General features: G+C 63.0%; 13 protein-coding genes. 5 read left to right on the forward strand and 8 right to left on the reverse strand.

Translation table 11 applies throughout. The features are described 5' to 3' along the window. Positions 1-250 precede the first annotated feature (250 nt). From Pla123a_RS15890 to Pla123a_RS15900, 3 genes are read right to left on the reverse strand one after another with little or no spacing between them, the layout of a single operon-like run. Positions 251-1,501 (reverse strand): NAD(P)/FAD-dependent oxidoreductase, encoded by a 1,251-nt coding sequence (locus Pla123a_RS15890; protein WP_146588694.1) that lies wholly within the window; start codon positions 1,499-1,501, stop codon positions 251-253. After that, on the reverse strand, positions 1,494-2,474 hold the full coding sequence (locus Pla123a_RS15895; RefSeq protein WP_146588696.1) for a proline racemase family protein: 981 nt from the start codon (positions 2,472-2,474) through the stop codon (positions 1,494-1,496). The genes Pla123a_RS15890 and Pla123a_RS15895 overlap by 8 nt, the downstream gene beginning before the upstream one ends. Positions 2,475-2,494: 20 nt before the next feature. Then, positions 2,495-3,847 (reverse strand): M24 family metallopeptidase, encoded by a 1,353-nt coding sequence (locus tag Pla123a_RS15900; protein ID WP_146588698.1) that lies wholly within the window; start codon positions 3,845-3,847, stop codon positions 2,495-2,497. Between the two features lie 124 nt (positions 3,848-3,971). Between Pla123a_RS15900 and Pla123a_RS15905 the strand changes: the two genes are divergently transcribed. The 3 genes from Pla123a_RS15905 to Pla123a_RS15915 all read left to right on the forward strand — a co-directional run bounded on the left by Pla123a_RS15905 (position 3,972) and on the right by Pla123a_RS15915 (position 8,844). Continuing rightward, positions 3,972-5,309 (forward strand): MFS transporter, encoded by a 1,338-nt coding sequence (locus tag Pla123a_RS15905; protein WP_197528031.1) that lies wholly within the window; start codon positions 3,972-3,974, stop codon positions 5,307-5,309. Between the two features lie 23 nt (positions 5,310-5,332). Then, entirely contained in the window at positions 5,333-7,693 is a 2,361-nt protein-coding gene (locus Pla123a_RS15910; RefSeq protein WP_146588702.1) for a S9 family peptidase, read from the forward strand. A gap of 254 nt (positions 7,694-7,947) precedes the next feature. Next, positions 7,948-8,844 carry a GntR family transcriptional regulator gene (locus Pla123a_RS15915; RefSeq protein ID WP_146588704.1) on the forward strand — a complete coding sequence of 299 codons (897 nt, stop codon included), beginning with the start codon at positions 7,948-7,950 and terminating at the stop codon, positions 8,842-8,844. A gap of 95 nt (positions 8,845-8,939) precedes the next feature. Here the strand turns inward: Pla123a_RS15915 and Pla123a_RS15920 are convergent, their stop codons facing one another. The 5 genes from Pla123a_RS15920 to Pla123a_RS15940 all read right to left on the reverse strand — a co-directional run bounded on the left by Pla123a_RS15920 (position 8,940) and on the right by Pla123a_RS15940 (position 16,763). Further along, complete coding sequence (locus Pla123a_RS15920) at positions 8,940-10,457, reverse strand: aldehyde dehydrogenase family protein (protein ID WP_146588706.1); 1,518 nt, start codon at positions 10,455-10,457, stop codon at positions 8,940-8,942. Positions 10,458-10,489: 32 nt separating this feature from the next. Continuing rightward, positions 10,490-11,419, reverse strand: a complete 930-nt coding sequence (locus Pla123a_RS15925; RefSeq protein ID WP_146588708.1) for a dihydrodipicolinate synthase family protein — start codon at positions 11,417-11,419, stop codon at positions 10,490-10,492. Positions 11,420-11,573: 154 nt separating this feature from the next. Beyond that, a complete protein-coding gene (locus Pla123a_RS15930; RefSeq protein ID WP_146588710.1) occupies positions 11,574-12,782 on the reverse strand; it encodes a DUF1559 family PulG-like putative transporter in 1,209 nt (402 codons plus the stop codon). Then, a complete protein-coding gene (locus Pla123a_RS15935) occupies positions 12,667-13,119 on the reverse strand; it encodes a hypothetical protein (protein WP_146588712.1) in 453 nt (150 codons plus the stop codon). The genes Pla123a_RS15930 and Pla123a_RS15935 overlap by 116 nt, the downstream gene beginning before the upstream one ends. Positions 13,120-13,343: 224 nt before the next feature. Next, positions 13,344-16,763, reverse strand: coding sequence for an FG-GAP-like repeat-containing protein (locus tag Pla123a_RS15940; protein WP_197528033.1), 3,420 nt, complete (start codon positions 16,761-16,763; stop codon positions 13,344-13,346). A 799-nt stretch (positions 16,764-17,562) separates the two neighbouring features. Here Pla123a_RS15940 and Pla123a_RS15945 point away from each other — a divergent pair. Further along, positions 17,563-21,291, forward strand: a complete 3,729-nt coding sequence (locus Pla123a_RS15945; protein WP_146588716.1) for a hypothetical protein — start codon at positions 17,563-17,565, stop codon at positions 21,289-21,291. A gap of 242 nt (positions 21,292-21,533) precedes the next feature. Then, positions 21,534-23,735, forward strand: a complete 2,202-nt coding sequence (locus tag Pla123a_RS15950; protein WP_197528034.1) for a PQQ-dependent sugar dehydrogenase — start codon at positions 21,534-21,536, stop codon at positions 23,733-23,735. Positions 23,736-23,738: the final 3 nt, after the last annotated feature.

Consider the following 23,738-nt stretch of genomic DNA (forward strand, 5'->3'; position numbering starts at 1 on the left):
GGGGCGCCAGGAAGGTATTCTCTGCCACGCAATCGGGCGGACAATACCCAAGCCCTAACGGCCCCATCCGCCAACCGACCGCGCAGCAGCCCTCGCCGGATGGCGCTCTCGTGAGCGCCGCCGTGCAGAGAAAACGCAGGTCGGTACTACGCTCTATTGGATCACAGCCACTGGCCCATTGCCACAAGAATCCGGGCCACGACAGCCCGCCGAGCAGGGCGGTCTCTTAAGAGCAAACATACTTGCGACCCTAAAACCGCTCGAGCGAGTACGGCGCCGGGTCGATGTGCGGCGTCGTGCCGGTTGCCAGTTCGCTGACCAGCTTGCCGGTGCCGGTCATGGTCGACATGCCAATCATGCCGTGGCCGGCGGCGACGATCACGTTCCGCAGCTTGGGCGCCGGACCGATGCAGGGGATCTCGTCGTAGGTCATGGGGCGCCAGCCGAACCACTCTTCCTGGACGGGGCCGATGGGCGCTTCGACGAAGTGCTCGGCGGCGGCCCGCTTGAAGAGCTCGATCCGCCGCTGGTTGATGCTGCGGTCGTAGCCGACGAACTCCATCGTCGAGCCGATCCGCAGGCCCGACGCCCACGGGGTCACGGCCACGTGCGACTCCTCGAGGATCATCGGCGTCACCGGCCCGTTGTCTTGGCGGGGCATCGTGATCGAGTAGCCCTTGCCCGGCTGGATCGGGAGCTTGCAGCCGAGCTGCGCGGCGAAGTGCGGCGCCTCGGCGCCGATGGTCAGCACGAAGGTCTTGGCCTGCATCGCGCCTGCCGAGGTGTCGAGGCTCGTCGCTTCGCCCTGGGCGCCGTGGAACCGCTCGACCCGGACGCCCTCGACTAGCTCGACGCCCAGGTCGGTCAGCAGTCCGCGCATCGCAGAGATCAGCCGGTCGGGCCGCAGGTGGGCGTCGGTTGGGCAGTGCCAGCCGCCGGCCAGCTCGGGCTTGAGGGCCGGTTCGAGCTCGGTGAGCCGCTCGCCTTCGTAGGCGTCGAAGCGGACGCCGAATTCCCGCTTCGCGATCTCGACGCTGTGGCCGTACTCGTCGAACTCCTTGACCGACTTGAACACGAACAGCAGGCCGCGGTCGTCCCACTCGACGTCGATCGGCTCGCTGGCGAGCAGCTCGCGATAGAGCGTCATCGACGAGGCGAGCAGCGCGTTGCGGGCGACGGCCGCCTGCATCATCGGCCCGGTGCGGCAGCGGCCGGCGAACTTGGCGAGCCAGGACCAGAGGCCGGGGTCGAGCCGCGGCTTGATGTACAGCGCCGCGTCCGGGTTGAACGCTGAGCCGATTGTCTTGGCGACCGCCCCGGGCGCCGTGAGCGGCATCGCGTGGCTGGGGCAGATGTAGCCGCAGTTGCCGTGCGAGCAGGCGGCGCCGATCTGGTCGGCCTCAACAACGCGGACCTTCAGCCCCTGCTTGGCCAGGTAGTAGGCGGAGCCGCAGCCGATGGCTCCGCCGCCAACAACGATCGCGTCGAGCGTGTCAGGCATGATCGTTTGGCCCGGCGGGGAGGATGCCGTGCCGGAAGGGGTCTTCGGGATGGAACAGCAGACGCGTGTCGCCGTTGACGTACGCCGTGCCGGTGATGGTGGGGATCACCCCGCCATCGACGCTCCGGTACTGCCCGCGGAACACGCCCCCGACGATCGATTCTTGCCGCCACGTGTCGCCCTCCGCCAGGGCGCCGTCGGCCGCCAGGCAGGCGAGCTTGGCGCTGGTGCCGGTGCCGCACGGCGAGCGGTCGTACTGCTCGCCCGGGCAGAGCACAAAGTTCTTGGCGTTGGCTTTCACGGGATCGGAGGGCGGCCCGATCAGCTCGACGTGGTCGATTTCTGCCCCACCTTCACCGGTGATCCCTTGTTCCCTCAGGGCGCGGCGTATTCGGGAGGTGATGGAGGTTAGCTCCGCGTGGTCGTCCAGCCGCAGCCGCCGTTCGGTCTTTGTGAAGAAGAACCAGTTGCCGCCGTAGGCGACCTCGCCCCGGACCTTCCCGAGCCCCTCGACGCTCACCTCGACGTCGTGCGCCCAGCGGTAGCTGCGGACGTTCTCGATGCTGGCCTCACCGTTGGCAGAGAGCTCGATGGAGATGTCCCCGACGGGCGTCTCAATACAATGCCGACCGGGACGGATGCGGTCGAGGTAGGCGAGCGTCGCCACGACGCCGATGGCGCCGTGGCCGCACATGCCGAGGTAGCCGGCGTTGTTGAAGAACAGCACGCCGGCAACCGCCGCGGGCGAGACTGGCGGCTGGAGCAGGGCGCCGACCATTGCTTCGCTCCCGCGCGGCTCCAGCACCAGGGACGTCCGCAGCCAGTCGGCCTCGGCCCGCATCCGCTGGAGACGCGAGCGCATGTCGCCGCTTCCCAGATTGGGCGCGCCCTCGGCCACAACACGGGTGGGCTCGCCAGCCGTGTGCGAGTCGATCACTCGCAGCGTTCCCGACGGGTAGGTGTTGTCTGTCATCGGCGGGGCAGAACCAAGTGCTATTCGGCGAACAGGTCGGGTCGGAGTTGTGTCAGACCCGGCTCTCTCATCAACTCGGTCACCGCGTCCAGGTCGTGGGGGCACTGGGGGGTCAGGTTGTCGATCCCCGTGTCGGTGACGACCACGGTGTCTTCTACCCGGATGTAGAGTTTCTCTTCCCGAACCCACAGTTGCGGGTCGAGGGCGAAGACCACGCCGGGTTCAAGCGGTACTGTTTGATAGCCGCTTGAGTCGTGCACCGCCATCCCCACTTCGTGCGTCAGCGGGTTGCAGGTTGTGAGCAGGTCGCGGACGCCCTGCTCGAACGAGGGCCGCGACCAGCGGACACGCGAGAGGATCGGGGCCATCTTGGCTTCGACCTCGCCGCGGAGGCTATCCCAGGTCATGCCCGGGCGGACGATATCGAGCAGCAGCAGCTGGTAGTCGACCACAAAGCCGTACAGCTCGCGCTGCCACGGCTCGTACTGGCCGCTGACCGGCCACATGCGGCCGATGTCGCTGGTGTAGCACGCGGCGTCCGGTGCATAGTCCATCAGCACCAGCTCGCCTGCCTCGAGGCGGCAGTTGTTGCGGTAGTAGTGGATGTTCCAGATGTTGTCGCCGCTGGCGATGATAGGCCTGTAACCGCCGCCGCCCGCGCCATTGAGCAGATAGACGTACTCGGCGACCGCCCTCAGCTGCCCCTCAACCATGCCGGGCGCCGTGCACCGCATGGCCTCGCTGACCGCCAACGCGGTCAAACGCCCAGTGCGACGCATTTGATCGACCTCGGCGGCGCTCTTGATACGCCGCAGGTTTCCTAGAATCGGAGACAGGTCGCACAGCTCCGCGGAGGGACAAAGTTCGCCGAGCTTTTGTGGCAAGGTGGCAGGCTCCCCGCGCCACGGGTCTTGGGACCACATCTTTGCTCTAACACGCAGGGTGTCCTGGCAGGCCTGCAAACCTTCTTGAGGCAGGTGCGGCGCGAACAAATGGCTGGCCGACTTTAGCTCGTCGGCTAGCGCCCCAAGCGGCTTCACGTCGTCGCAGCCGGTGAGGCGCAGCGTTTCTTCTGGGAACGTGACAGCAAGTTCGGCGCCTTCGAGCTCAGCCAAGCGTTCGTCGGTCGGCAGCAGGAAGAGCACGCTCCGCCCGGTCTTGCCGTGGATGGTCAGGTAGGCGTGCGGGCACTCCACGCCAGTGAGATAGAAGAAGTCGTTGTACTGCCGGAACAGGTCGAATGCGCCGGTGGCTGGGGCGCCCTGCAGCACCGCCACTCCGTCTCCGATCGCAGCCGAAACCGCCGCGCGTCGACGCGCGAACTCCGCGGGCGGGAAGACTTCCTGATAGTGCAGTTTGACCGGTGAACTCATTGTGGGGCGCGGGCGATGGGTTGGCTGTTGGCGGGTCTGGGATCAGACGGGCCCGCGGAATTTCTTGACATTGTGTGCAAAGTGTAATATACCGAGGCCTCCCACTAGCGCCGAGAGCCGATCCGTGAAGTTGATCCTAAGTGAGAATCCGGCCCTCCGCCTCTCGACGCTGTGCGTCCTCTATGCGGCCCAAGGCATCCCCGACGGATTCGTGCGGATCGCGCTCAAGACCCACATGATCTCGGAAGGAGTGTCGACGCAGTCGATCGGCGCCGTAATCCAGATGGTGAGCTGGCCTTGGGCGCTGAAGTGGATTTGGGGCCCTTTTATCGATCGCTACGGCTATCTCCCTATGGGGCGCCGCCGCCCGTGGATTCTCGCAGCTCAGATGGGCATGGCGCTCGCATTGTGCTCCATGCTGTTCGTCCCTGACCTCACCGCCAGCATTGGGATGATTGCCGCGATGGTGCTGCTGGTGAACATCTTCGCTTCGCTCCAAGACGTGTCGGTTGATGCATTGGCGATCGACCTGCTGCCGCCTGAGGAACGGGGCATGGCGAATGGGTTTATGTACGGATCTAGCTACGCCGGCACGTTCATTGGCGGCGCGGTGCTGGGGTGGTGCATCCTGCACTACGGCTTCTCGACGGCGATTGCGACTCAGGTGACATTGCTGTTGCTGATCGCCACGGCGCCGTTTCTCTGCCGCGAGCGGCGCGGCGATTTGTTGGTTCCCGGGCCCGCTGATCACCACCACTCTCGCAGTGAAGATGTTGCGCACCCTTCCTCCTTGCGGCAGCTATTCGGAATGCTGATCAGGGCGTTCTCACTGCGGTCGACGGTGCTGGCCGCCGCGCTGGCGATTGGATCCCTGGTGACCGTCAACTCCCACTTAGTGTTCTGGCCGGTGCACCTTCAGCGGGAGCTGGGCTGGTCCAGCGGGCAGTGGCTTAACCTGGAAGGAAACCTTGCCGTCTGGTGCGGCCTGGGAGGGTCGCTCGCGGGCGGGCTGGTCGCATCGGTGTTCGGCCCGAAGAGGACAGTTGTGCTGAGCCTTGGCTGCATGGCTGCGTGCTGGCTGGCCTACTATTTTGTCGCGGACCACTGGACCAATCATTCGCTGCTGACAGGTCTGTTCCTAGCGGAGTCGACGGCGGCTGCGTTCCTCCAGGTCTCGATGTTCGCTCTGTTCATGGGGCTCTGCTGGTCGCCGATTGCGGCTACTCAGTTCACCGCTTACATGGCAATGCTGAATCTTTCCAACGGCTTGGGGGCTCGGTTCGCCGGGTCGATTGAAGGCGCCTTCGCCATGCCAATCAACCACCTGGTATTGGCCGCTATCCAGCTCGCGTTGATCGCCGTCGTTTTGGGGATCAACCCGAACCAGGTAGTCGAGACCCTAGGTTCGAACCCTGATTCGGAGACCCCGGCAAGGCCGTCCCCCGGTCCCATTGAAGTCTAGACTCCTGAAATAGCGAGAATCAGATGAACCGCGTGCGTCTCTCGCTCACAATCGTCGTAGCTCTTGTGGCGAGCGCCTTAACGGTGCGTCCCGCTGCCTCGCAGCCCTCCGGACCAACGCAGCAAGCCTGGACGGCAGGTTGGCCAGCCCCGCAGCAGCGGCGAGGGCGTCGCGGCGGGGAGGACGGCGTCTACAAGGCCGCCATCGAGCCGCACTGGCTGGGCGATTCGAGCCAGTTCTGGTACCGCAACGACCTCCGAGGCGGGCAGATCGAATACGTCCTTATCGACGCAGCGAAGAACACCCGCCAGCCGGCATTCGATCATCAGCGGCTGGCTGACGCCTTGAGTGCGGCTACCGGAGGGGCAGTCGCGCCCGACCGACTCGATCTGGAAAGGCTGGCGTTGTCGCCAGAACTGAAAGAAGCGATCTTCGATTTCGACAGCGAACATTTCACCTGCGATTTAGACCACTATGAACTCCGCCAGCTCGATAAGACCGAGTCGTCTGAGGAGGAACGTTCCCGCCGCAGGCGAGGTCCGAGCGGCAATAGGGGGGACCGAGCCAAGTCTCCGGACGGCCGATGGACCGCCTCCGTGCGAGATCACAACCTGGTGCTGCAGCATTCGGAGGGGGACGAAGAGACCCAACTCACCGACGACGGTGTCGAGTCCTGCCGCTACGGCATGCTCAGCTGGTCGCCCGATTCGAAGCGTCTCGCGGCGTTTGAGATCACGCCGGGCGACGACAAGCAGGTGCACCTGCTCGAGTCCTCTCCCAAGGGCGGGGGTCGCGCCGTGCTTCACAGCCGTGGCTACCCACTGCCGGGCGACCGGATGTCGTCGTTCGAACTGAGTCTCTTTGATCCAGAAACCGGCGACCACACCAAGCCGGCGGTCGACGTCATCGACTTCGGCTGGCCCCGGCTCGAGTGGCGGCCCGACGGCAAGAGTCTCGTCTACACGCACGTGGACCGGGGGCATCAGCGGCTCAGAGTCATGAAGATTGACTCGCACACCGGCGAGCCGTTGACGGTTGTCGACGAGAAGTCCGAGACCTTCATCTGGACCGCCCACACGGAGAATCTGCGGCTCGACCTCGTGAACTGGCTGGAAGACTCTGAAGAGGTGATCTACGTGTCGGAGGCCGACGGCTGGCGCCACCTGTACCTCTACGACGCGTCCACGGGCGAGCTAAAGAATCAGATCACGCAGGGCGAGTACGTCGTGCGTGGTATAGACCGCATCGACGAGCAGAGCCGGCAGATCTGGTTCTCGGCCAGCGGCAAGAACCCGGGCCAAGACCCGTACTTCCTGCACCACTACCGGGCCGACTTCGACGGGACGAATCTCGTCGCGCTGACCGAGGGCGACGGCGACCACCGGGTGCAGTACTCTCCGGATAGAGGCTACCTCATTGACACCTACAGCCGGGTCGACTCGCCGCCGGTGCACGAGCTAAGAAGCTGCGCCGACGGCTTGCTGGTCCGGAAGCTCGAGGAGGCGGATATCTCGGAGTTGGCCGAGAAGGGCTGGAGGCCGCTCGAGGTGTTCCACACCAAGGGGCGTGATGGCGTCACCGATATCTGGGGCGTCATCAGCCTGCCGAAAGACTTCGATCCGTCGAAGACCTACCCGGTGATCGAGTCGATCTACGCCGGGCCTCAGGGGGCATTCGTTCCCAAGTCGTTCAGCGTGCGCAACCGCTACGGGTCGATTGCCGACCTCGGATTTGTGGTCGTGCAGATTGACGGAATGGGGACCGCCAACCGCAGCAAAGCGTTCCATGACGTGTGCTGGCACGACCTGAAAGACGCCGGGTTCCCGGATCGGATCAGTTGGATGAAGGCCGCGGCCAAGGGCCGGCCGTACATGGACCTCAGCCGTGTGGGGGTCTACGGCGGCTCGGCCGGCGGCCAAAACGCGACTGGGGCCCTGCTGTTCCACCCCGATTTCTACAAAGTGGGCGCGTCGGGTTGCGGTTGCCACGACAACCGAATGGACAAAGCCTCCTGGAACGAACAGTGGATGGGCTACCCAGTGGGGCCGCAGTACGCGGAGTGTTCAAACATCGACAACGCCCACCGTCTTGAGGGCAAGCTCATGCTGATTGTTGGTGAGATGGACGACAACGTGCCCCCCGAATCGACCTACCGCTTGGTCGATGCATTGATCAGGGCCGACAAGGATTTCGACTTTGTTCTTGTGCCTGGCGCCGGGCACGGAATGGGAGGGGGGTACGGGTACCGGCGGATGCAGGAATTCCTCGTCGAACACCTAATCGACAACGCCGAACAGGGTCCGTCCACGTCGGAATCTGCCGAACCGACGACTGCCGGAGTCAACACGGCGGAATCAGACACCCAGGGTGACGGGGCTATTTAGCTGCCAAGCGGCCCGCGTGATCTGCCTCACCCGGTGTGTGGACGAATCTGCCAAGGTTGCCGCGGAAACGTGGCCCGTGCTATAATTGAGCACTCCGGCGGTCCCCCGAAGCCCAGCTTCTTCGGGGGCTCAGACTCATGCATTTCTGAGCCGACGTCTGCAACCGGAGCGCGGTAATATTCCAGCCGCCGCGCCCCCACGGTTGGACGTTGTTTGGCAAGGCGGCCATTAAGTACAGGGTCTCGATTTGCGGAATGAAGAGCAAACCTAGCCTCGCCGATTACATCTACTCGGACGTCGCTGCCAGCTTGGCGGAGAACGGAGAGCCGCCTTGCCGGCTTACCCTTTCGTCGATTGCGTCGCACTACGGTGTGAGCCTCAGCCCTGTTCGCACGGCCGTAGAACGGCTGGTGTCGGACAAGCTTCTCAAGACGTTCGACAACGGCCGTCTCGCCATTGGGAGCAGGAAGAGTCTGCCGAAGGCCGCCGCGTTCAAGAACGTCGCGCCGCCGGTCAACCACGAGAAGGTCATTCAGGCGGACGTCATCCGGCGGAGCCTGCTCGGCGAAGAGGGCTTCCTGCGAGAGAATTGGTCGGCCGAGCGTTATGGCATCGGCCGCACCGCTCTGCGTCCAATACTAAGCCGACTGGCGGGCCAGGGACTGATTGAGCGGGTTCCGCGTCGTGGTTGGAAGATCCGCCCCTTCGACAAAGACGACCTGTGCGCGTTCATCAGCATCCGCGAGCTGCTCGAGCTAGAGGCCCTGCGGTTGGCCAGGCCCACTCTGAAGAAGGACCGTCTGCAAGAACTGCTAAAGGCCAATCAGACTGCGGACTTGATGAGCCCACAGTCGCTGGACAACAATCTTCATCAGTACTGGATCTCGAACTGCGGCAACCCCTACATCAAGCGGTTTTTTAGCCTCGAAGCGGTTTACTACCGCACGCTCTTTGACTACGCGGCGCCCGAAGCGTCTGTGGTTGAGCAGATGGCCGACCAGCACTGCCGGGTGCTGGAAGCTCTGATCAACGACAATTTCCGGGTGGCGAAGGACGCACTCAAGGAGCACATCCAAGCGCAGAAGCCGATTACCCAGGCCCTTATTGATCAGCTGCAGGAGTCGCACAACGCCGCGAAGGAAAGCGCCTGACATCTGCCCGGGCACGACATTTGCCAGGGCACTAAGTCCTCGGTCACGGTCCTGAGTCACGGTCCTGAGTCACGGTCCTGAGTCACGGTCCTGAGTCACGCCGGCGTCCTGAGGCATGCCGGCAGTCGTTCGGGACGGACCGCGTCGTAGCAGTCGAGTTTGGCAAACCGCCGGATGGCGGCCGGCATGCCTACTGCCGTGAAGCCCGGGTGGCCGGTAGCCGGAAAGGGACCGCCGTGATTCATAGCCGGCGAAACAGCGACCCCCGTTGGCATCTTGTCGTTCAGAAGTCTGCCGGCCTTGCGCCTGAGCACGGTCATCAGACTCGAAGAGAGTTGGTCGTCGCTCCCGTCGGTCGCCGAGTAGATGCACGCGGTCAGGCTCCCTTCGATCGCCCTAGCGATCGAAACCGCTTGCTCTTCGTCTGCCGCCACGACCGCTAGCGTGGCCGGTCCGAACGCCTCGCTTTGCAGCGCCGAGGGCGAGGCCAGGAACGTCTCGCCTGTGCAACTCAGCAAGGTGTTCTGATAGCGGTACCCAGGGGCGTCGAGCCTTGCCCCTCCTGTGACGACCGACGCGCCCGCCGCCGCGAGCGCCGCGACCGAACGCTCGAGGGAGCGGAGTGTCGCAATGCTCAGCAGCACACCCGGCTCGCGGTCGGCCATGGCGGTCGAGACTTCGCTCAGCCAGTGGTCGCAGTCGTCGCCCGCGACCAGTACACACAGGTTGGGGCAGGTGCAGAACTGACCGGTTCCTAGCAGGCAGCTGCCGGCTAGCTCCTGGGCCAGCTTCGAGCCCTCCTCACGCAGGGCGCCAGGGAGGAAGAACACCGGGTTGACGCTCGACATCTCCAGGTAGGCGAGCACCCCTCCCGCTTCCGCGGCCGCCTTCAGCTTCATGCCACTCGGCCGGCTGCCGGTGAATGAGATGGCTGAAAGCCGTTGGTCCCCAACCATCCGCAGCCCGTCGTCCGGGCCCATTCCGTAGAGCAGCTGGACGGTCGCGTCGGGCAGGCCGGCCTCGGACGCGGCGGCGTGGGCCAGCTCGGCCAGCATCCGCGTTGTGCCGGGATGGTCGGGGTGCGCCTTGGCGATCACTGGGTTCCCCGCCGCGATGGCGGCGGCAAAGTCACCGCCGGAGATCGCATTGAACGCGAACGGGAAGTTGTTGGGGCCGAAGATCATTACCGGGCCGAGCGGCCCGTAGCACGTGTGCAGGTCGGACGATTCGTCGTGCACAGGCTCCCGCCATACGCCGGATCGTGCAGCGGCGGCGGCCTGCCTTAGTTGGCCATTCGTACGCGGGACCTCGACCTCAAGCAGACGCGGGCTTACCGGCAGGCCGGTCTCGCGCGAGGCCAGCTCGGAGAGATCCTGCGCGGCGTCGTCGATTTTTTGGGCGTAGGACTCGAGGAACTCAGCGATCGAGTCGGGCGGCGTCAGATCAAGCTCTTCGGCTGCTGCTGCGGAGGCCGTTAGGGCTAGGTCGCAATCAACCCAATCGCTGATCGGGAACTTTTCGTCTAGCGACTCACCCGTGTTGGGATCGTGCGCCGAGAATTCGCCAACCGCGTTGGCCGGCCGCCACTCGCGGCCTACAAGCACTGGATGCATAACGCCTGCTACTACCCTTCCGAATCCTGGATTCAACGCGCCAAAGCGGCGTCGCCCCGCGACGAGACCGTGGTTGGTCTCGTTTCAATGGCGTCCCGAATGATCTTCAATATCGCCGCACGCTCGGCGCCCACAAGAGGCAGTCGGGGGGCACGCACCACTTCTGACCCGTACCCGCACTCGACGTTGGCGAGCTTGATGTACTGGACCAGCTTCGGGTGGGTGTCGAGGTGCAGCAGCGGCGTGTACCACTGGTAGACGAGCAGGGCCTCTTCCCAGCGGCCGGCCTGAACCAGGTCCCAAAGCAGGCGGTTTTCGGCCGGGAACGCATTCACAAGACCGGAAACCCAGCCTTCCGCTCCGAGGATCAAGCTCTCGAGAACTAGGTCGTCCACGCCGCAAAGAAGCGTGTACCGGTCGCCGCAGCGGTTGCGGATGTCGGTGATGCGGCGGGTGTTCTCCGACGATTCTTTAATCGCCACGAACTTCGGCTCGTCCGACATCTCGTCGAACATCTCCGGCGTGATGTCGATGCTGTAGCTTATCGGGTTGTTGTAGCACATGATCGGCAGATCGATCGCGGAAGCCACCGTCCGGAAGTGGGCGATTGTTTCCTTGGCGTCCGACTTGTAGACCATCGCCGGCAGCAGCATGAGCCCATCGGCGCCCACTTCTTGGGCCGTTTGAGAGTAGGCACACGCCATCGAAGTAGTATACTCGGCCACCCCGGTCAGCACCGGCACGCGGCCGCCAACGAGCTCGACCGTCGCCTTCAGCAAGTCGACCTTCTCTTGTCGGTCGAGCGAGCAGTTCTCGCCGACCGTGCCCAGCATGATGATGCCGTGCACGCCGGCGTCCAGCAGGGCGCTAACATGCGACAACGTCGCCTCGACATCCATCGACTCGTCATCACGAAACTGCGTGGTGACCGCCGGGTAGACCCCGGTCCAAAGATTCGCCATTATCTTCCGCTCCTAAAATCACTTGACGGACGCTAAGCCTGTACCTCACACGCTCTATCACTATGGGCGGCGTGGGCCGATACCTGTAGTGCGACTCCCGCCGCAGCGGAGGACGTGAATTGTTGGGGTTGGACTGCCCGGCCGGCTGGACGCGCTACTGCAGCTCAAAAATCTCGCCGTCGGCACGGTTGCACAACGCCTTCCAGGCAAGATCCGGGTCGATGTCGTAGCTCACCAGAGTCACCGAACCATCGCACAACGCGACGTTGAATCCGCCGGCGTGGGCGGAGCCGAACTGGTCGCAGTCGCCACAGACGTACCCGCCGCGGCCGTCGGGCGCTAGCTCGATTGGGTCGTCGTTCTTTGGTGGGTTGTTCGCAAAACGCACGCCTTCCCATTGGGCGCCCTGGATCCAAGCGAAGTTGTCTCCGTGCGACTTACCCTCGTAGAGGTTGCCGGGCACGTATTTTTCGCCAAGCAGCATCGTCTTCGAAGTGCCGTCCGTAATGTGTCGAGGCGCTACCAGAGGGTTCTTTAACGCAGTCTTCGCCGCCTTCGCGGTAGGGTCTTGCGAAACGATAACTCCCGTGTGGATGTACTTTCTGTCGTAGGGAGTTGCTCCCCTGTAGGGCGTGAGGCTCTTAGACTGCAGAGAATTCCCCACCGTATCGGTGTCGCCGCCGTTGCCAACGTAGTCGTTCAGCAGCCCTCCGGTGGGGTACCAGACAGTCGTAAATGTGGGGGTCCGACGGCTGGGGCAGAATATCGAGGTGGGGCCGTTGCGGAGCACGACTAGGTCGTTTGCGTCGCTCCACAAGGCGTTCTCTTCGAGGTAGGGCATGGTCTGATACATCCAACCCCAGGCCTGCTTCCCGAGTGTCGCGGGCCGACCGTTTTCCATGGTCCGGTCGACATGGTAGATCTGATTGTGCCCAGCGGTTGGGAAGCGGGTCAGGGTATCGACATGCAGCAGGCAAGCCAGAGCCCACTGCTTCATCTGATTCTTACACTGTGTTCGTCGCGCGGACTCCCTGGCCGCCTGCACAGCCGGCAGCAGCAGCGCGATTAGAACGCCGATAATCGCTATCACCACCAGAAGTTCGACGAGAGTAAACCCAGGGCTCCGGCTCGAAAGCCTGCGTAGTCCCCAAACACGTTTCGAAGCGACATCCCTACCCATTGCACTTCCCATCGGTTTTGCGGTCCATTCGATTGTGTCCGCGCAGGCACGCACGAGCGCCGTACGCTTAACGATTCGCCTTCGCCTTCTCTTCAAGCTCGTTGATCTCCGTTTCGCTTGCTTCCCGGGTGTAGCCGTCAAGGGTGACCAGCATCCGCTTGCCATCAACGCCCACCTTCTCATACGCGACAACGGTATCGGGCGGCGCCGTGGCGAGATTCAGCCCCCACACCACAACGAACTTCTCGCCGTCGCGTTTCGAAGTGAGGTACTCTGCCGGGTTGCTGGAAACCGGCGCGTAGATTGCTTCAAGTTCGCTGTAGTCCTTAGGTGGGCGTCCTAATTGCCTGGCGGCGTTCCTGTAGGTGGTCACGACGCCGCGCAGCATATCGCCGTCGCTGGCATCGGGGACTTTTCCGCCACCGCCGCTTTCGTTGCACCCCGCGAGCGCCGCAAGGGTCGCTAAGCAGAGCAGCAGGGCAGAAACACTAAATGCGGTTGTCGTTGAACGGCCGATCACAAATTGCCTCCTGGCTGGTCCAGTTGGCCGGCACGCATCGGTCGATGCCGGTGAACGGGCTTCTCTACCCGCGTGCCGTGAGTTTACCCAATGCCTGGACCGACTGCAATGGATTGTGCACAAAAACATTAACAGCTGCGCAGAGAGCCAACGCGGTCGGACGTCGTGGTGCGGGAGAATCGCCCAGGGAGTGGGTGGTGTTTCCGCGAACGTGCGCCGGGCTTTTACCGGGAGAGCTCGTATTGCAGGGTGTCTTTGCTCGGCCGGTGCTGCGTGAGCGCCCCGTCCGGCCAACGGACTTCAATGCCCTCGATGCGGCCGGTCTTTCCCAGGCCAAAATAGAGCACGGCCGGCTGCTGGGAGAGGTAACCGCCGCCGGCAGAAATCTCTGCTGTCTGCGTCCAGCCATCCGAGCGACGCACGGTCACCATGGATCCGACGCCAGTCGAGTTTCCGGGCGGGCCCTTCAAGCGAACCGACGCCAAGCGGACGTCTTTCGGCGGTTGGTTCTCGAAAGCCAAGCCTTCACCGCTGTTCACCGCAACGACAAGGTCGGGCCAGTTGTCCCCGCTGAAGTCGGTGGCCACAACCGCCTTCGCGTCGACTGGAGCGACCAGTCCACTTGCCGCCGGCGGCGCCGAGGTAAGCGTCCCGGCTCGATCCCCCATCAGAAGGAGCGACAGGCCTCCATCCCAGCGCCCGATCTCGCGTCTTGGTGCGAATGAATTCTGCGCGAGGTAGCAGTCGGCATAACCGTCTCCGTTGAAGTCACTGAGCACCACCCCAGTACTGGGGGCAACCTGGGCTGGCGTCGGCAGATCTTCAATAACAAATCGGCCTCGCCCGTCGTTGCGGAGCAAAACACTCCGTGAGGTGTTTGCTTCGACTTTAATCGCTTTGGCCATTTCGTCTTCCCCTAGCATCTCAGTGAGCGACGCCTCGGCGTACTCGCTAAATGTTGGGTAGGCGGCCTCGATAAACGGGACAGCGCGTTCCAGCACCGGTTTGCTGCGGGTCGGGACCAATTTGCCGCCGTTGGCGTGCACGCCTTCCACGGCAAGCATCGAGCCGTCGCCATTGAAGTCGCCATAGAAGAGGCACGCGGGGCGTTCGGGCGTCGGCTGGTATTCCGTGTTGGCTCCCAAATTCGTGACGACGTAGTCGATGTCGCGATCTCCGTCGAGGTCGCGGCCGGCGACTGCATTCCACCAGCCTTTTAGGTTGGCTAGTCCGGACTCCGCCGTTGCGTCCCGCAGCTGTCCCTTCTCGTTGATGTGCACCTTGATGGGACCCCACTCGTGAGTCACCAGCAGATCGATCCAGCCATCTCCGTTGACGTCGGTCCACAAGCCGCATGTTACGAGCCCGGACTTGAGCAGCTGTGGCGCAGCGCTAGCGGTAGCGTCAGTGAACCGGCCTCCTTCGTTTCGGAGCAGCCGACTATTGGGGGTGGTCGGGTGACTGCCAGGGACGCATCGGCCGCCAACGAACAGGTCGAGGTCACCGTCTTGGTCGAAATCGGCGGCCGCGATTGCCGCATTGCTGTCCCGAAGATCGGGCAGGGTTCCTTCGGGCGCTGGCGTAAATCCACCGGACCCGTCATTTAAATACAACGCGTCGACGTAGGACGCGGCTTCTGCTTCAGATTCGACGCCCCCGCTCACGATGTAGAGGTCGTTGTCGTTGTCGCCGTCCGCGTCGAAGATCAACGCATTGAGGCCCTCTCTAGCACCCTCGGGGTCCGACCAGACGGGGAAGAGTCCGCCTTCGGCCGCCCACTCGCCCTGCTTTTTGTTGAGCAAAACGGACCCGGCTATGCCGCGGCAGCCGCCCAGAAAAAGGTCGTCGAGGCCATTCCCGCTGATGTCGCCGCAGGCAAGGCAAGGGCCCAGTCGCGACAGCCTAGTGGGGAGCAAGGGTTGGCTCTCAAAGTCGTCGAACTCGCTCTCCAGGTGGAGCAGTCCAGGCACAGCGGTCGACTTGACAAACATGGTTGGATGAGCCGCGGGCTTCTCGGGCCTGTTGGGCACGCCGGACGGCTCTTGGATTGTCAGCAGCTGGTTGGGTTGAACGCTCGCAAAGGTCTGAGTGTGCCCGCTCGGCCATTCGACGCTGAGTTCGTCGACTAGCTTTGCGGTCCCCAAACCAAAGTGGATGGTCGGGTCGCTTGACGACATAAACCCGCGCGCGAGCGACAGCCGTCTCGCCATCTCGACCTCTCCGCACTTCAGACGCACGACGGCGCCGATTCCAGACCGGTTGCTGGCTTGGCCCTCGAACTTGATCCGCAGGGCGCCGCCCTCCTGCCCGTCGTTCCGGCAGACGGTGACCATTTCGTTGAAGTTGTTCACGACGAGATCAAGGTCGCCGTCGTTGTCGAGGTCGCCGAACGCCGCGCCGAAACCAACGCCCACTTGGTCGAGGCCCCATTCGGATTCGACGCGGCGGAAACGCAGTCCGCCCAGGTTCTGGAAGGCCAAGTTCTTTTCTTTGAGTGTGTCCTGGCGGTCCCAGAAGTCGTTGTAGGCGTCGGAGTTCATCGGCCCCATTTTCATGGCCGACATCTTTAGGTCGCTGTTGCCCCAGTCGCGGCTCATCCCGTTGGTAAAGTGCACGTCCACGTTGCCGTCCTGGTCGAGGTCGACCATCCGCACCGACCATGTCCAGTTGGTGCTCACCATCCCGGTTAGATACGCCACCTCGAGCATGCGGTCGCACCCAGCGTTGAGGAAGACCGCGTTCCGCATGTACTGACGCGGGGTCGGTGACTCGAGGAACCAGCCGTCGTCCTGAATGTCGCCCATGGTCGTCTTCGCACGCTGGTGCGTGTCGGAAGACATGTCGGTGCCGATCAGGTCGAACAATCCGTCGTTGTTCAGGTCGCCTGAGTCGCACCCCATCGAGAACCAAGGTGTGTGAGGCAGCACGTTTGCGGCCGTATCCGTGAAGGTGCCGTCGTGGTTGTTGCGGTACAAACGGTCGGGGCCGTAGAAGTCGTTCGCAACATAGATGTCGGGCCAGCGGTCGTTGTCGTAGTCCCACCAGACAACCCCGAGCCCCTTGTGGTTGCCATCGATGCCGGCCTGTTCAGATACGTCCGTGAAGCCCTGCTCGCCGTCGTTCCGGTAGAGCCGGTCGAACTGCCCCGACTCGACTATCCCGTAGCCGCCGTCGGGGAAGCGGATGGTGTCGTGGTACTGACGATACCGATCGGGCACGTGAGGGACTCCACGGCGGTCGTACTTCACGCGGTACTCCACTTCCCGGTCCGGCGGGATGTGGTTGGTTAGCAGAAAAAGATCGAGGTCGCCGTCGCGGTCGTAATCTTCAAAGGCCGCCATCGCACTCGACCCGCTGTAGGCGAGTCCGTATCCCGCGGCGTCCTCGGTAAATCTGCCAGCCCCGTCGTTGATGTAGAGCGCATTGGGGCAATCGAACCCGCAAACGTAGAGGTCCAGATCGCCGTCGTTGTCGATGTCGACGAACGTCGCGCCGGTGGTCCACAGATCACCCGTCGTGAGGATGCCGGCTTCAACCGTAACATCCTGAAACCGGAAGGCACCCAGGTTCCTGTAGAGCCGCCCGCCGTCGGTGGATCTCGGGAGGAAAACGTCCACCAAGCCGTCACCGTCGTAATCCGCCATGGCCACGCCGCACCCGGTCGTGTTGTTACGGAGTTGGCCGGAACGCCGGCTCCATTTGTGAAAGAAATCGATCCCGATGGCTTTCGGATCCAGTGAAGTGAACAGCGTAGTGTTCGCACCTGTGCTACGCACGGCGAGTGGGCCCGCGGCAAGCGACTCTCTATCGCCGTCAGCGGCCGATGCGAAGGATCCAGTCAGTGCAACTGCGAGTGCAACCGCGGGCAGCCAGCTCTTCCGAAAACAATGCATGACAAAGCGACGAGCGGTCATCAGGCGTAGCTCCTGGGTTGTCGGGTTTTCGATCATTCGTTCGCCCATTGGTCCATCCAGCGCCCGGCGACAGGCGAGTCCTCTCTCGCCTACTTTACACCACTAGGCCTCGCTATTTTGAGCAAAGACGGCCGGTCGCCAGACTCGCCACTCGCGGTGCGCACTCCCGCCGTATGCCCCAATGTTCCTCTATTCGAGTCGCGTTCGGCGGCTTTCGGAAGGTGATAGAAACTTGCTCGCGCCCCGCGACCTCAGGTGACAAGGAGTGATTCAGTCACGGCACTCAACAGCAGATGAGGCCAGCGAAGCTCGGAGTCATTCCGTGGTTCTGTGTGAGGATTCCTTGTGAAAAATGGTCAACCATTTCGTGGGAAATCTGCTTGACTGACCCCGCTGCTTTTTTTATTCTGCACGCAATGTCACGTTTTGGCGGGCGTTGACGAGTTGATCTCACCTTCAGGTCGGCATCCTTGATTACCCGCTGGGCGACGGCATGCCTCATCGATTAGTACCCCGGAGACTGCATACCATGTGGCGCCGATTTGCCGTGTTGGGTCTTGTTTACGGAGGATGCCTAGGCGCCGTGGTTCAGGCGCAGGTGCTGGAACTCGGGCTCGACGGCGTCGCTTGGGAAACGCCAAACGACACGGGTCCGCTGCTCTACAAGGAGGTAGCCGAGTCGGATCTCGTTTCCGTTAAGGCGAAGATCTCTAGTCAGACCTCCGGCTTCTGGTCTCAAGCCGGCGTTATCGCCCGGCTGCCTAACCCCGTCGATCAGGCGGCCGCCCAAGAGAATTGGCAGGCGGCCTGGAGCTTCCGACCTCTGGAAGAAGGCACGTGGGACCTGCAGCACAATATGGCTAGCGCCGGTATTGAAACCGAGGTGGGGCAAACCGGACTCGACAGTGCTGACCTTACTTACGTCCGGCTCGACAACCTCGGTTCGGGCGAATTCCAGGCGTTCTTTGGTAGTGGCACGGACGATTCCATTAGTTGGACCGCGCTGGCAGGGACCCAGACTAACGCCAGTCTGATCGGTCAGACGCTGCAGGTGGGGGTGGCCGGCGGGGCCATCGGAGCACTCCCCGAAGCGGTTGCGCTGTTCGACTGGGTTGAGATTGAGACCACCGGCGATACGTTCCGTGATGACTTCGACTACACACGCGACTTCGTCGCCGACGGCCTTCCCAGCCCTGGGATCTGGGATGGCTTGCTAAACGGTTCAGCAGGTGGAGTCAATGTTCAGACCGGCGACATCGGGCAGTGCGTGGTCTGCAACTGGAACGTCAATGGGTCGGGCGACTTTGCCAACGCTGCCAACTGGCTAGACGACCTGGGCGCCGCCATTCGATTCGCGCCGAACCGGAGCGCTTCGCAGGTCGTCTTCGGCGAAGTCGCCGCGGCGGGTCCGGCGGTTGTCTTCGTAAACAAGGACATGACCGTCGAACAGCTGACATTCGACAACACGTCGAACAGCTACGTGCTGGGCGGCGGTGGTTCCATTTCTTTCGACTCGGAGGGCGTCGCGGGTGCGATCAATGTCCTCGCCGGAACTCACCAGATTCAGGTTGATCTCGCACTGTTGACCGATGTGACGGCGACCGCCGCGGCGGGAGCGTCCCTCGACATCAACGCCCTGGTCTCACTAAACGGCAACACGCTGACCGTAACCGGCGACGGCGTAATCAATCTAAACAACGGCGTCGTTCTGGTGGACGGAGGCGGGATCGTCAACAGCGGGGCGATCGCCGGGCTCACGGCGGCAGACGGAGACTACTCACAGACCAGTGAGGGCAGCCTGCTCTACACTTTGGGCAAGAGCAGCGAGATCGGGATTGCAGGCGTGGCCGAATTGGGCGGGGCCCTCGAACTCTCTCTCGCCGAAGGGTTCTTCGCGACCCCCGGAGCGACCTACACCCTGCTGACCGCCGACAGCGTCGTTGACAACGGCCTTGTTCTGTCCGGGGATGGCGCGGGCCAGTTCGACCTCATGGTCAACGGCACGTCCGTCTCGGTCGTTGCTATGTCAATCCCAGAGCCCGCGGGCCTTGTCTTGTCGATTGGTGCTTTCTTGGCCGTGTGCTGCGTTTACCGGTGTCGCCTTGGCCGGCCTGCATTTGCGTCGGCCCGGGTGGCGAGTTTGTTCGCTGTCACGATGGTCCTCGCGACCTCGTCGGTCTTAGCGGATACGCTGACGCTCGGCCCAATGGACCAGGACGCAACCTACCGCGACGACTTCAACTCTACCTTCGACTACTTCACCGCCAATGGTGGAGTTCCAACAGGTACATTCGCCTCATCTCTCGGGGGCACAGCGTCCTGGACCGCAACTCACAACGCGCAGTTCGGCACCGATGGAAGTTTCCCGTCGGCGTTCGTTGCTAACGGCGTTGACGGTATGGGCGATCCTAAGCCGGGCCTTCTAGTCATTGAAGACCTTGCGTTCCACGTTAACACAGACGAAGCACTAGGCGTCGGTTTCGAGGGAAATAAGAACAACGCGCCCATGCTGTTCGCCAATGTCGACGCGGGCGACAACTTCGAGGCAACCATCAAGATCGAACAGCAGACCTCTGGTTTCTGGTCCTACTCGCCGATTGTTGCACGCCTTTCGGGACCCCCTGTGGGCCTTGGGACCGGTGACACACTCGACCCAACGGAGGCATTCATCACCGCCGGAAACTTCCGCACGACGGCAGATGACCCGCTGACCGAGGATGTGGACGAATCGCTGAACATGGCAACCCTTGTCCAGAATGTCGGTGATCTCAACGGCGACGGAAACTTGCAAGAAGAGGAGGGGCAGGCCGCCTTCACGCTCGATGAGTTCCCGTTGTATCTCAAGCTCACAAAGAGGGCGGCCCAGTTTACCACGAGCACGTCGACTGACGGCGTGACTTTTACCGACCAAGTTGCGGTCATCAATCCGCTGCTTAACAGCCCTGGCAGCCTGCTGGAAATAGGCCCCTCATTTATGATGTTCCAGGGTGGGGAGTTCGGGCAGACGGAACTCGACTTCTTCGAGATCACAGTGCAGAAGCAGCAGCGGTTCACCGACGCGACCTGGTCGCCCGCCGGCGCCACCGCCAACGGCAACTGGAATAGTGGCGGCAACTGGTCTTCGCTCACGGCCCCGGGACAGGTCCCCGACGCCAATTCGGTAAACGTGGTGCTTGGGGGAGCCAATGCAGGCGCCGGAGCTGTGACAGTCTACAACAATGCGGATGTCGCGATCCGCTCTTTGGCCTTCACCAGCGCTGACACCTACGCAATTTCTGGACTCGGCAGCATCACGCTTGAGCCGGACGCCCTGTCCGACACGGACACCGACGCCACGTTTATCAGCGTTGAGGCAGGCGCCCATGAGATCCAGGTGCCAGTTGTGCTGAGCTCGTCGGCGGCCAGCGACAACCGAGTGCTTGTTGTGCCCGGATCAACGCTCGACTTCGACAACCAGCTCGACCTTAATGGGAAAACGCTGTCGGTCGAGGGTGGTGGCGTTGTGAACGTCAACAATAATATCGACACCGGGACCACCGGCGAGTTAATCGTGAGCGGAGCCGTGCTGGGCGGCAGTGGACGCGTCAACGGCGACGTTGGCAGCACCGGCGGCGCCGTCGCTCCGGGGCAGGGGGTCGGCACGCTGACCGTCGACGGCGACTACACCCAGGACGGGGCCGCCTCGCTGTTCATCGAGCTAGCGGGAGAGTCCGTCGGGCAGTTTGACGTCCTCGACGTGCTCGGTGCGGCGATCCTGGACGGCGTACTGAATATCGAATACGCAAACGGCTACCTGCCAACCGCCGCGGACATCGGCGCCACTTGGGAGGTGCTAACAGCGGGTTCTGTGAACAACGCCGCTGGCATCGAGCTCGACAGCAGTGACGCTTCGTTCTACTCGTTGAGCGCAACGGCGAGTTCGCTGATCCTCACGCTCACGGCGGAGCCCGTGCTCGGACTGGTAGGCGACTACAACGACGATGGTGTCGTCGACGCCGCCGACTACACCGTCTACCGCGACGCGGCTGGTTCGGCAACCTCTCTGCCCAACCGCGGTCCCGGTCTAAGCGGTGTGGTTGGTGTTGGAGACTACACAGCGTGGCAGACCAACTACGGTGCGACCACCGCTCCAGGGAGTGGGGTCGAGGCGGTCCCCGAACCGATTGGGGCGGCAGTCGTAGCGATGCTTGCACTATCCGCTGCGTGTGCAACGTCGAGCAGCAGGCAACGCTTTGGCCGGCGAACGGGTGTCGAGTGATTTCTTTGGGGCATTCCGGCTGACGGCGCGTTGACAGACGCGCCGTCAGCTGTGTTTCTAGCCTTTGCACCGATTGACCCGCTCGAAGCCTTGCCGTGTCTTTTCCCCGCGTTGACCATCTGTTCAAGCCTCTTTTGGTCTCGGCGGTTTTAGTTTGTGTGGCGCCTGTCGTGGCTGATGCACAGGGGGTAGGGGCAGAGCGAGTCGCGGAGTTTGGCTTTTCGAACTTCGCAAGCGAAGGCGTGACCGGGATCAGCTCCGCGCCCGGGAGGCCGAACGATCTCTTCGTCAGCGTGCTCGACGGTCGCATTTTGCGGGTCGACCTGACCGACCAGTCGGTGAGCACATTCGCGACCATCCCGAACGTTTACACCAGTTTCGGTTTCACCGGCCTTCTCGGGTTCACGTTCGCGCCCGACTACCCGACCAGCGGACGACTTTTCGTCCACACAGCTGACGATCCTTCGCCGACGGCCGGGGTCGACCACCGGACCTACGTCCGGCAGTACACCGTTTCAGACCCGTTGTCCGCGACTCCTGCGCTTGGGGGCGGCGTCGACATCCTGCGGGTCGACCAGCCGCTCAACGATCACAACGGCGGATTCCTGGGCTTCAAACCGGGCGACGACAATAATCTGTGGATTGGCTTGGGCGACGGCGGCAACAATGGCGCCAACCCAGATCCCCTGCGGACGGGACAGGACAACACTGACCTGCTCGGGTCAATTCTTCGCGTCGACGTGACCCGCGACGACTTTCCTGCCGATCCTCTCCGCAGCTACGGAATCCCGGCAGACAACCCTTACGCGGTGAGTGGCGGCGCGCCGGAGGTTTGGAGCTACGGGCTGCGTTCGCCCTGGGGGGCGAGCTTCGACCGGGACAACGGCGACTTCTACTTCGGCGATGTGGGCCAGGTCACTCGGGAAGAGGTCAACTTTGAGCGGTCCGACGCGGCCGGCGGCGCCAACTATGGTTGGCGGGTCAACGAGGGCGACGCCCCAGCGCCCTTCACGCAGCACCCAGGCGACCCTTCTCCGGACGATCCGTCCCTGGTCAGTCCGGTGTACGACTACGTCCACACCGGGGGCTACGGCGGCGGCAACTCACAGCCCTTTACCGGCCGTTCGATTACGGGTGGCGTCGTCTACCGCGGCCCAATCGAAGAGCTGCAAGGCGCGTACGTTTTTGGGGATTGGTCGAGCCGGCAGGTGTGGGCCATGCAGATCGACCGCGACGCCAACAGCGGGCGGGGAGCGGTTGTTCCCGGGTCGCAAATAAACCTTGCCGAGACCTTCGGCCGCTCAGCCGTCTACGGAGACGCAGGCGGGTTTGGCGACGGGGTGACGGCTTTCGGTGAGGACTTGGCTGGCAACGTGTACTTTGCTGAGCTGGACGGGGACCTCTACAAGATCTGCGCAGATTGCGGGCCCGGCTTGCCCAACCCCGACCCGCCGCCGGACGGCCCGCGGGGCCCGCTGGAGCCGCTCGCCCCATTGTCGGATTCATTTGACGCCTCGCACGATTACAAGAGCGGGGCAGTCGACCCGGCCGGTATCTGGACCGGCACACACAACGCCGGTTTTGGCGGTCCGTTCGATTCGAACGCGTCGAACGCCGGCGAGCTGACGGTAGGGATGGAGCCGCTCGGTTGGGAGGGCGGCGGCGCCGATACCGCGCCGTTCTTATTCCGAGAAGTCAACGCTGCAGACCTGATGGAAGTCCGAGTGCGGATCTCCAACCAAACACGAGGGAACTGGTCCTCGGCAGGCATCCTGGTGCGACTGGCAGGGGCTGTTGATGACGACGCGTCGAACGATCAGTTCCTGTCGGCCCACTCCTTCCGCGTGGGCAGCGAGAGTGATCCCGGCGACAACCTTCAAACGTCCAACGTTATCGAGGGCGGCGAAGGCGAGACGACGCAGCCAGTCGGCCACGATCTGGAGTACATCAGGCTCGTGCACAATGGGGGCGGGGACTTCGACGTTTTCACCTCCGAAGACGGCAGCGACTGGACCCTGCGGGATGAGCTCTCTAACCCGAATCTGGCGGAAGGGGTTCTCGAGGTCGGCCTCTGGGCAGGCTCTTACGGCGGTGGTTTTGAAGGGGGTGAGGCCTTGTTCGATTGGGCCGAGATCGTTCTAGGTGTGCCGGCCGGAGATTATAATGAAGACGGGCGGATCGACGCCGCCGACTACGTTGTCTGGCGCGATTCCGAGGGAACCTCGGTAGCGGCTTGGTCCGGAGCCGATGGCAACGGCGACGGGCTCGTCACGATGGCCGACTACGACGTCTGGCGCACCAATTACGGCGCTGTCGTCGTCGACCCCTTTGAGGCGCCCACCGTCGAGGATATCCCCGAGCACCACTCGGCAACGCTGGTGGCAATCGCGATGATCTTCTTAGTTGGGATTAGGCGGCTATCACCGCCGTTTCTTCTCCGCTGATTT

The organism is Posidoniimonas polymericola (genome assembly GCF_007859935.1).
GTDB classification, from domain to species: domain Bacteria; phylum Planctomycetota; class Planctomycetia; order Pirellulales; family Lacipirellulaceae; genus Posidoniimonas; species Posidoniimonas polymericola.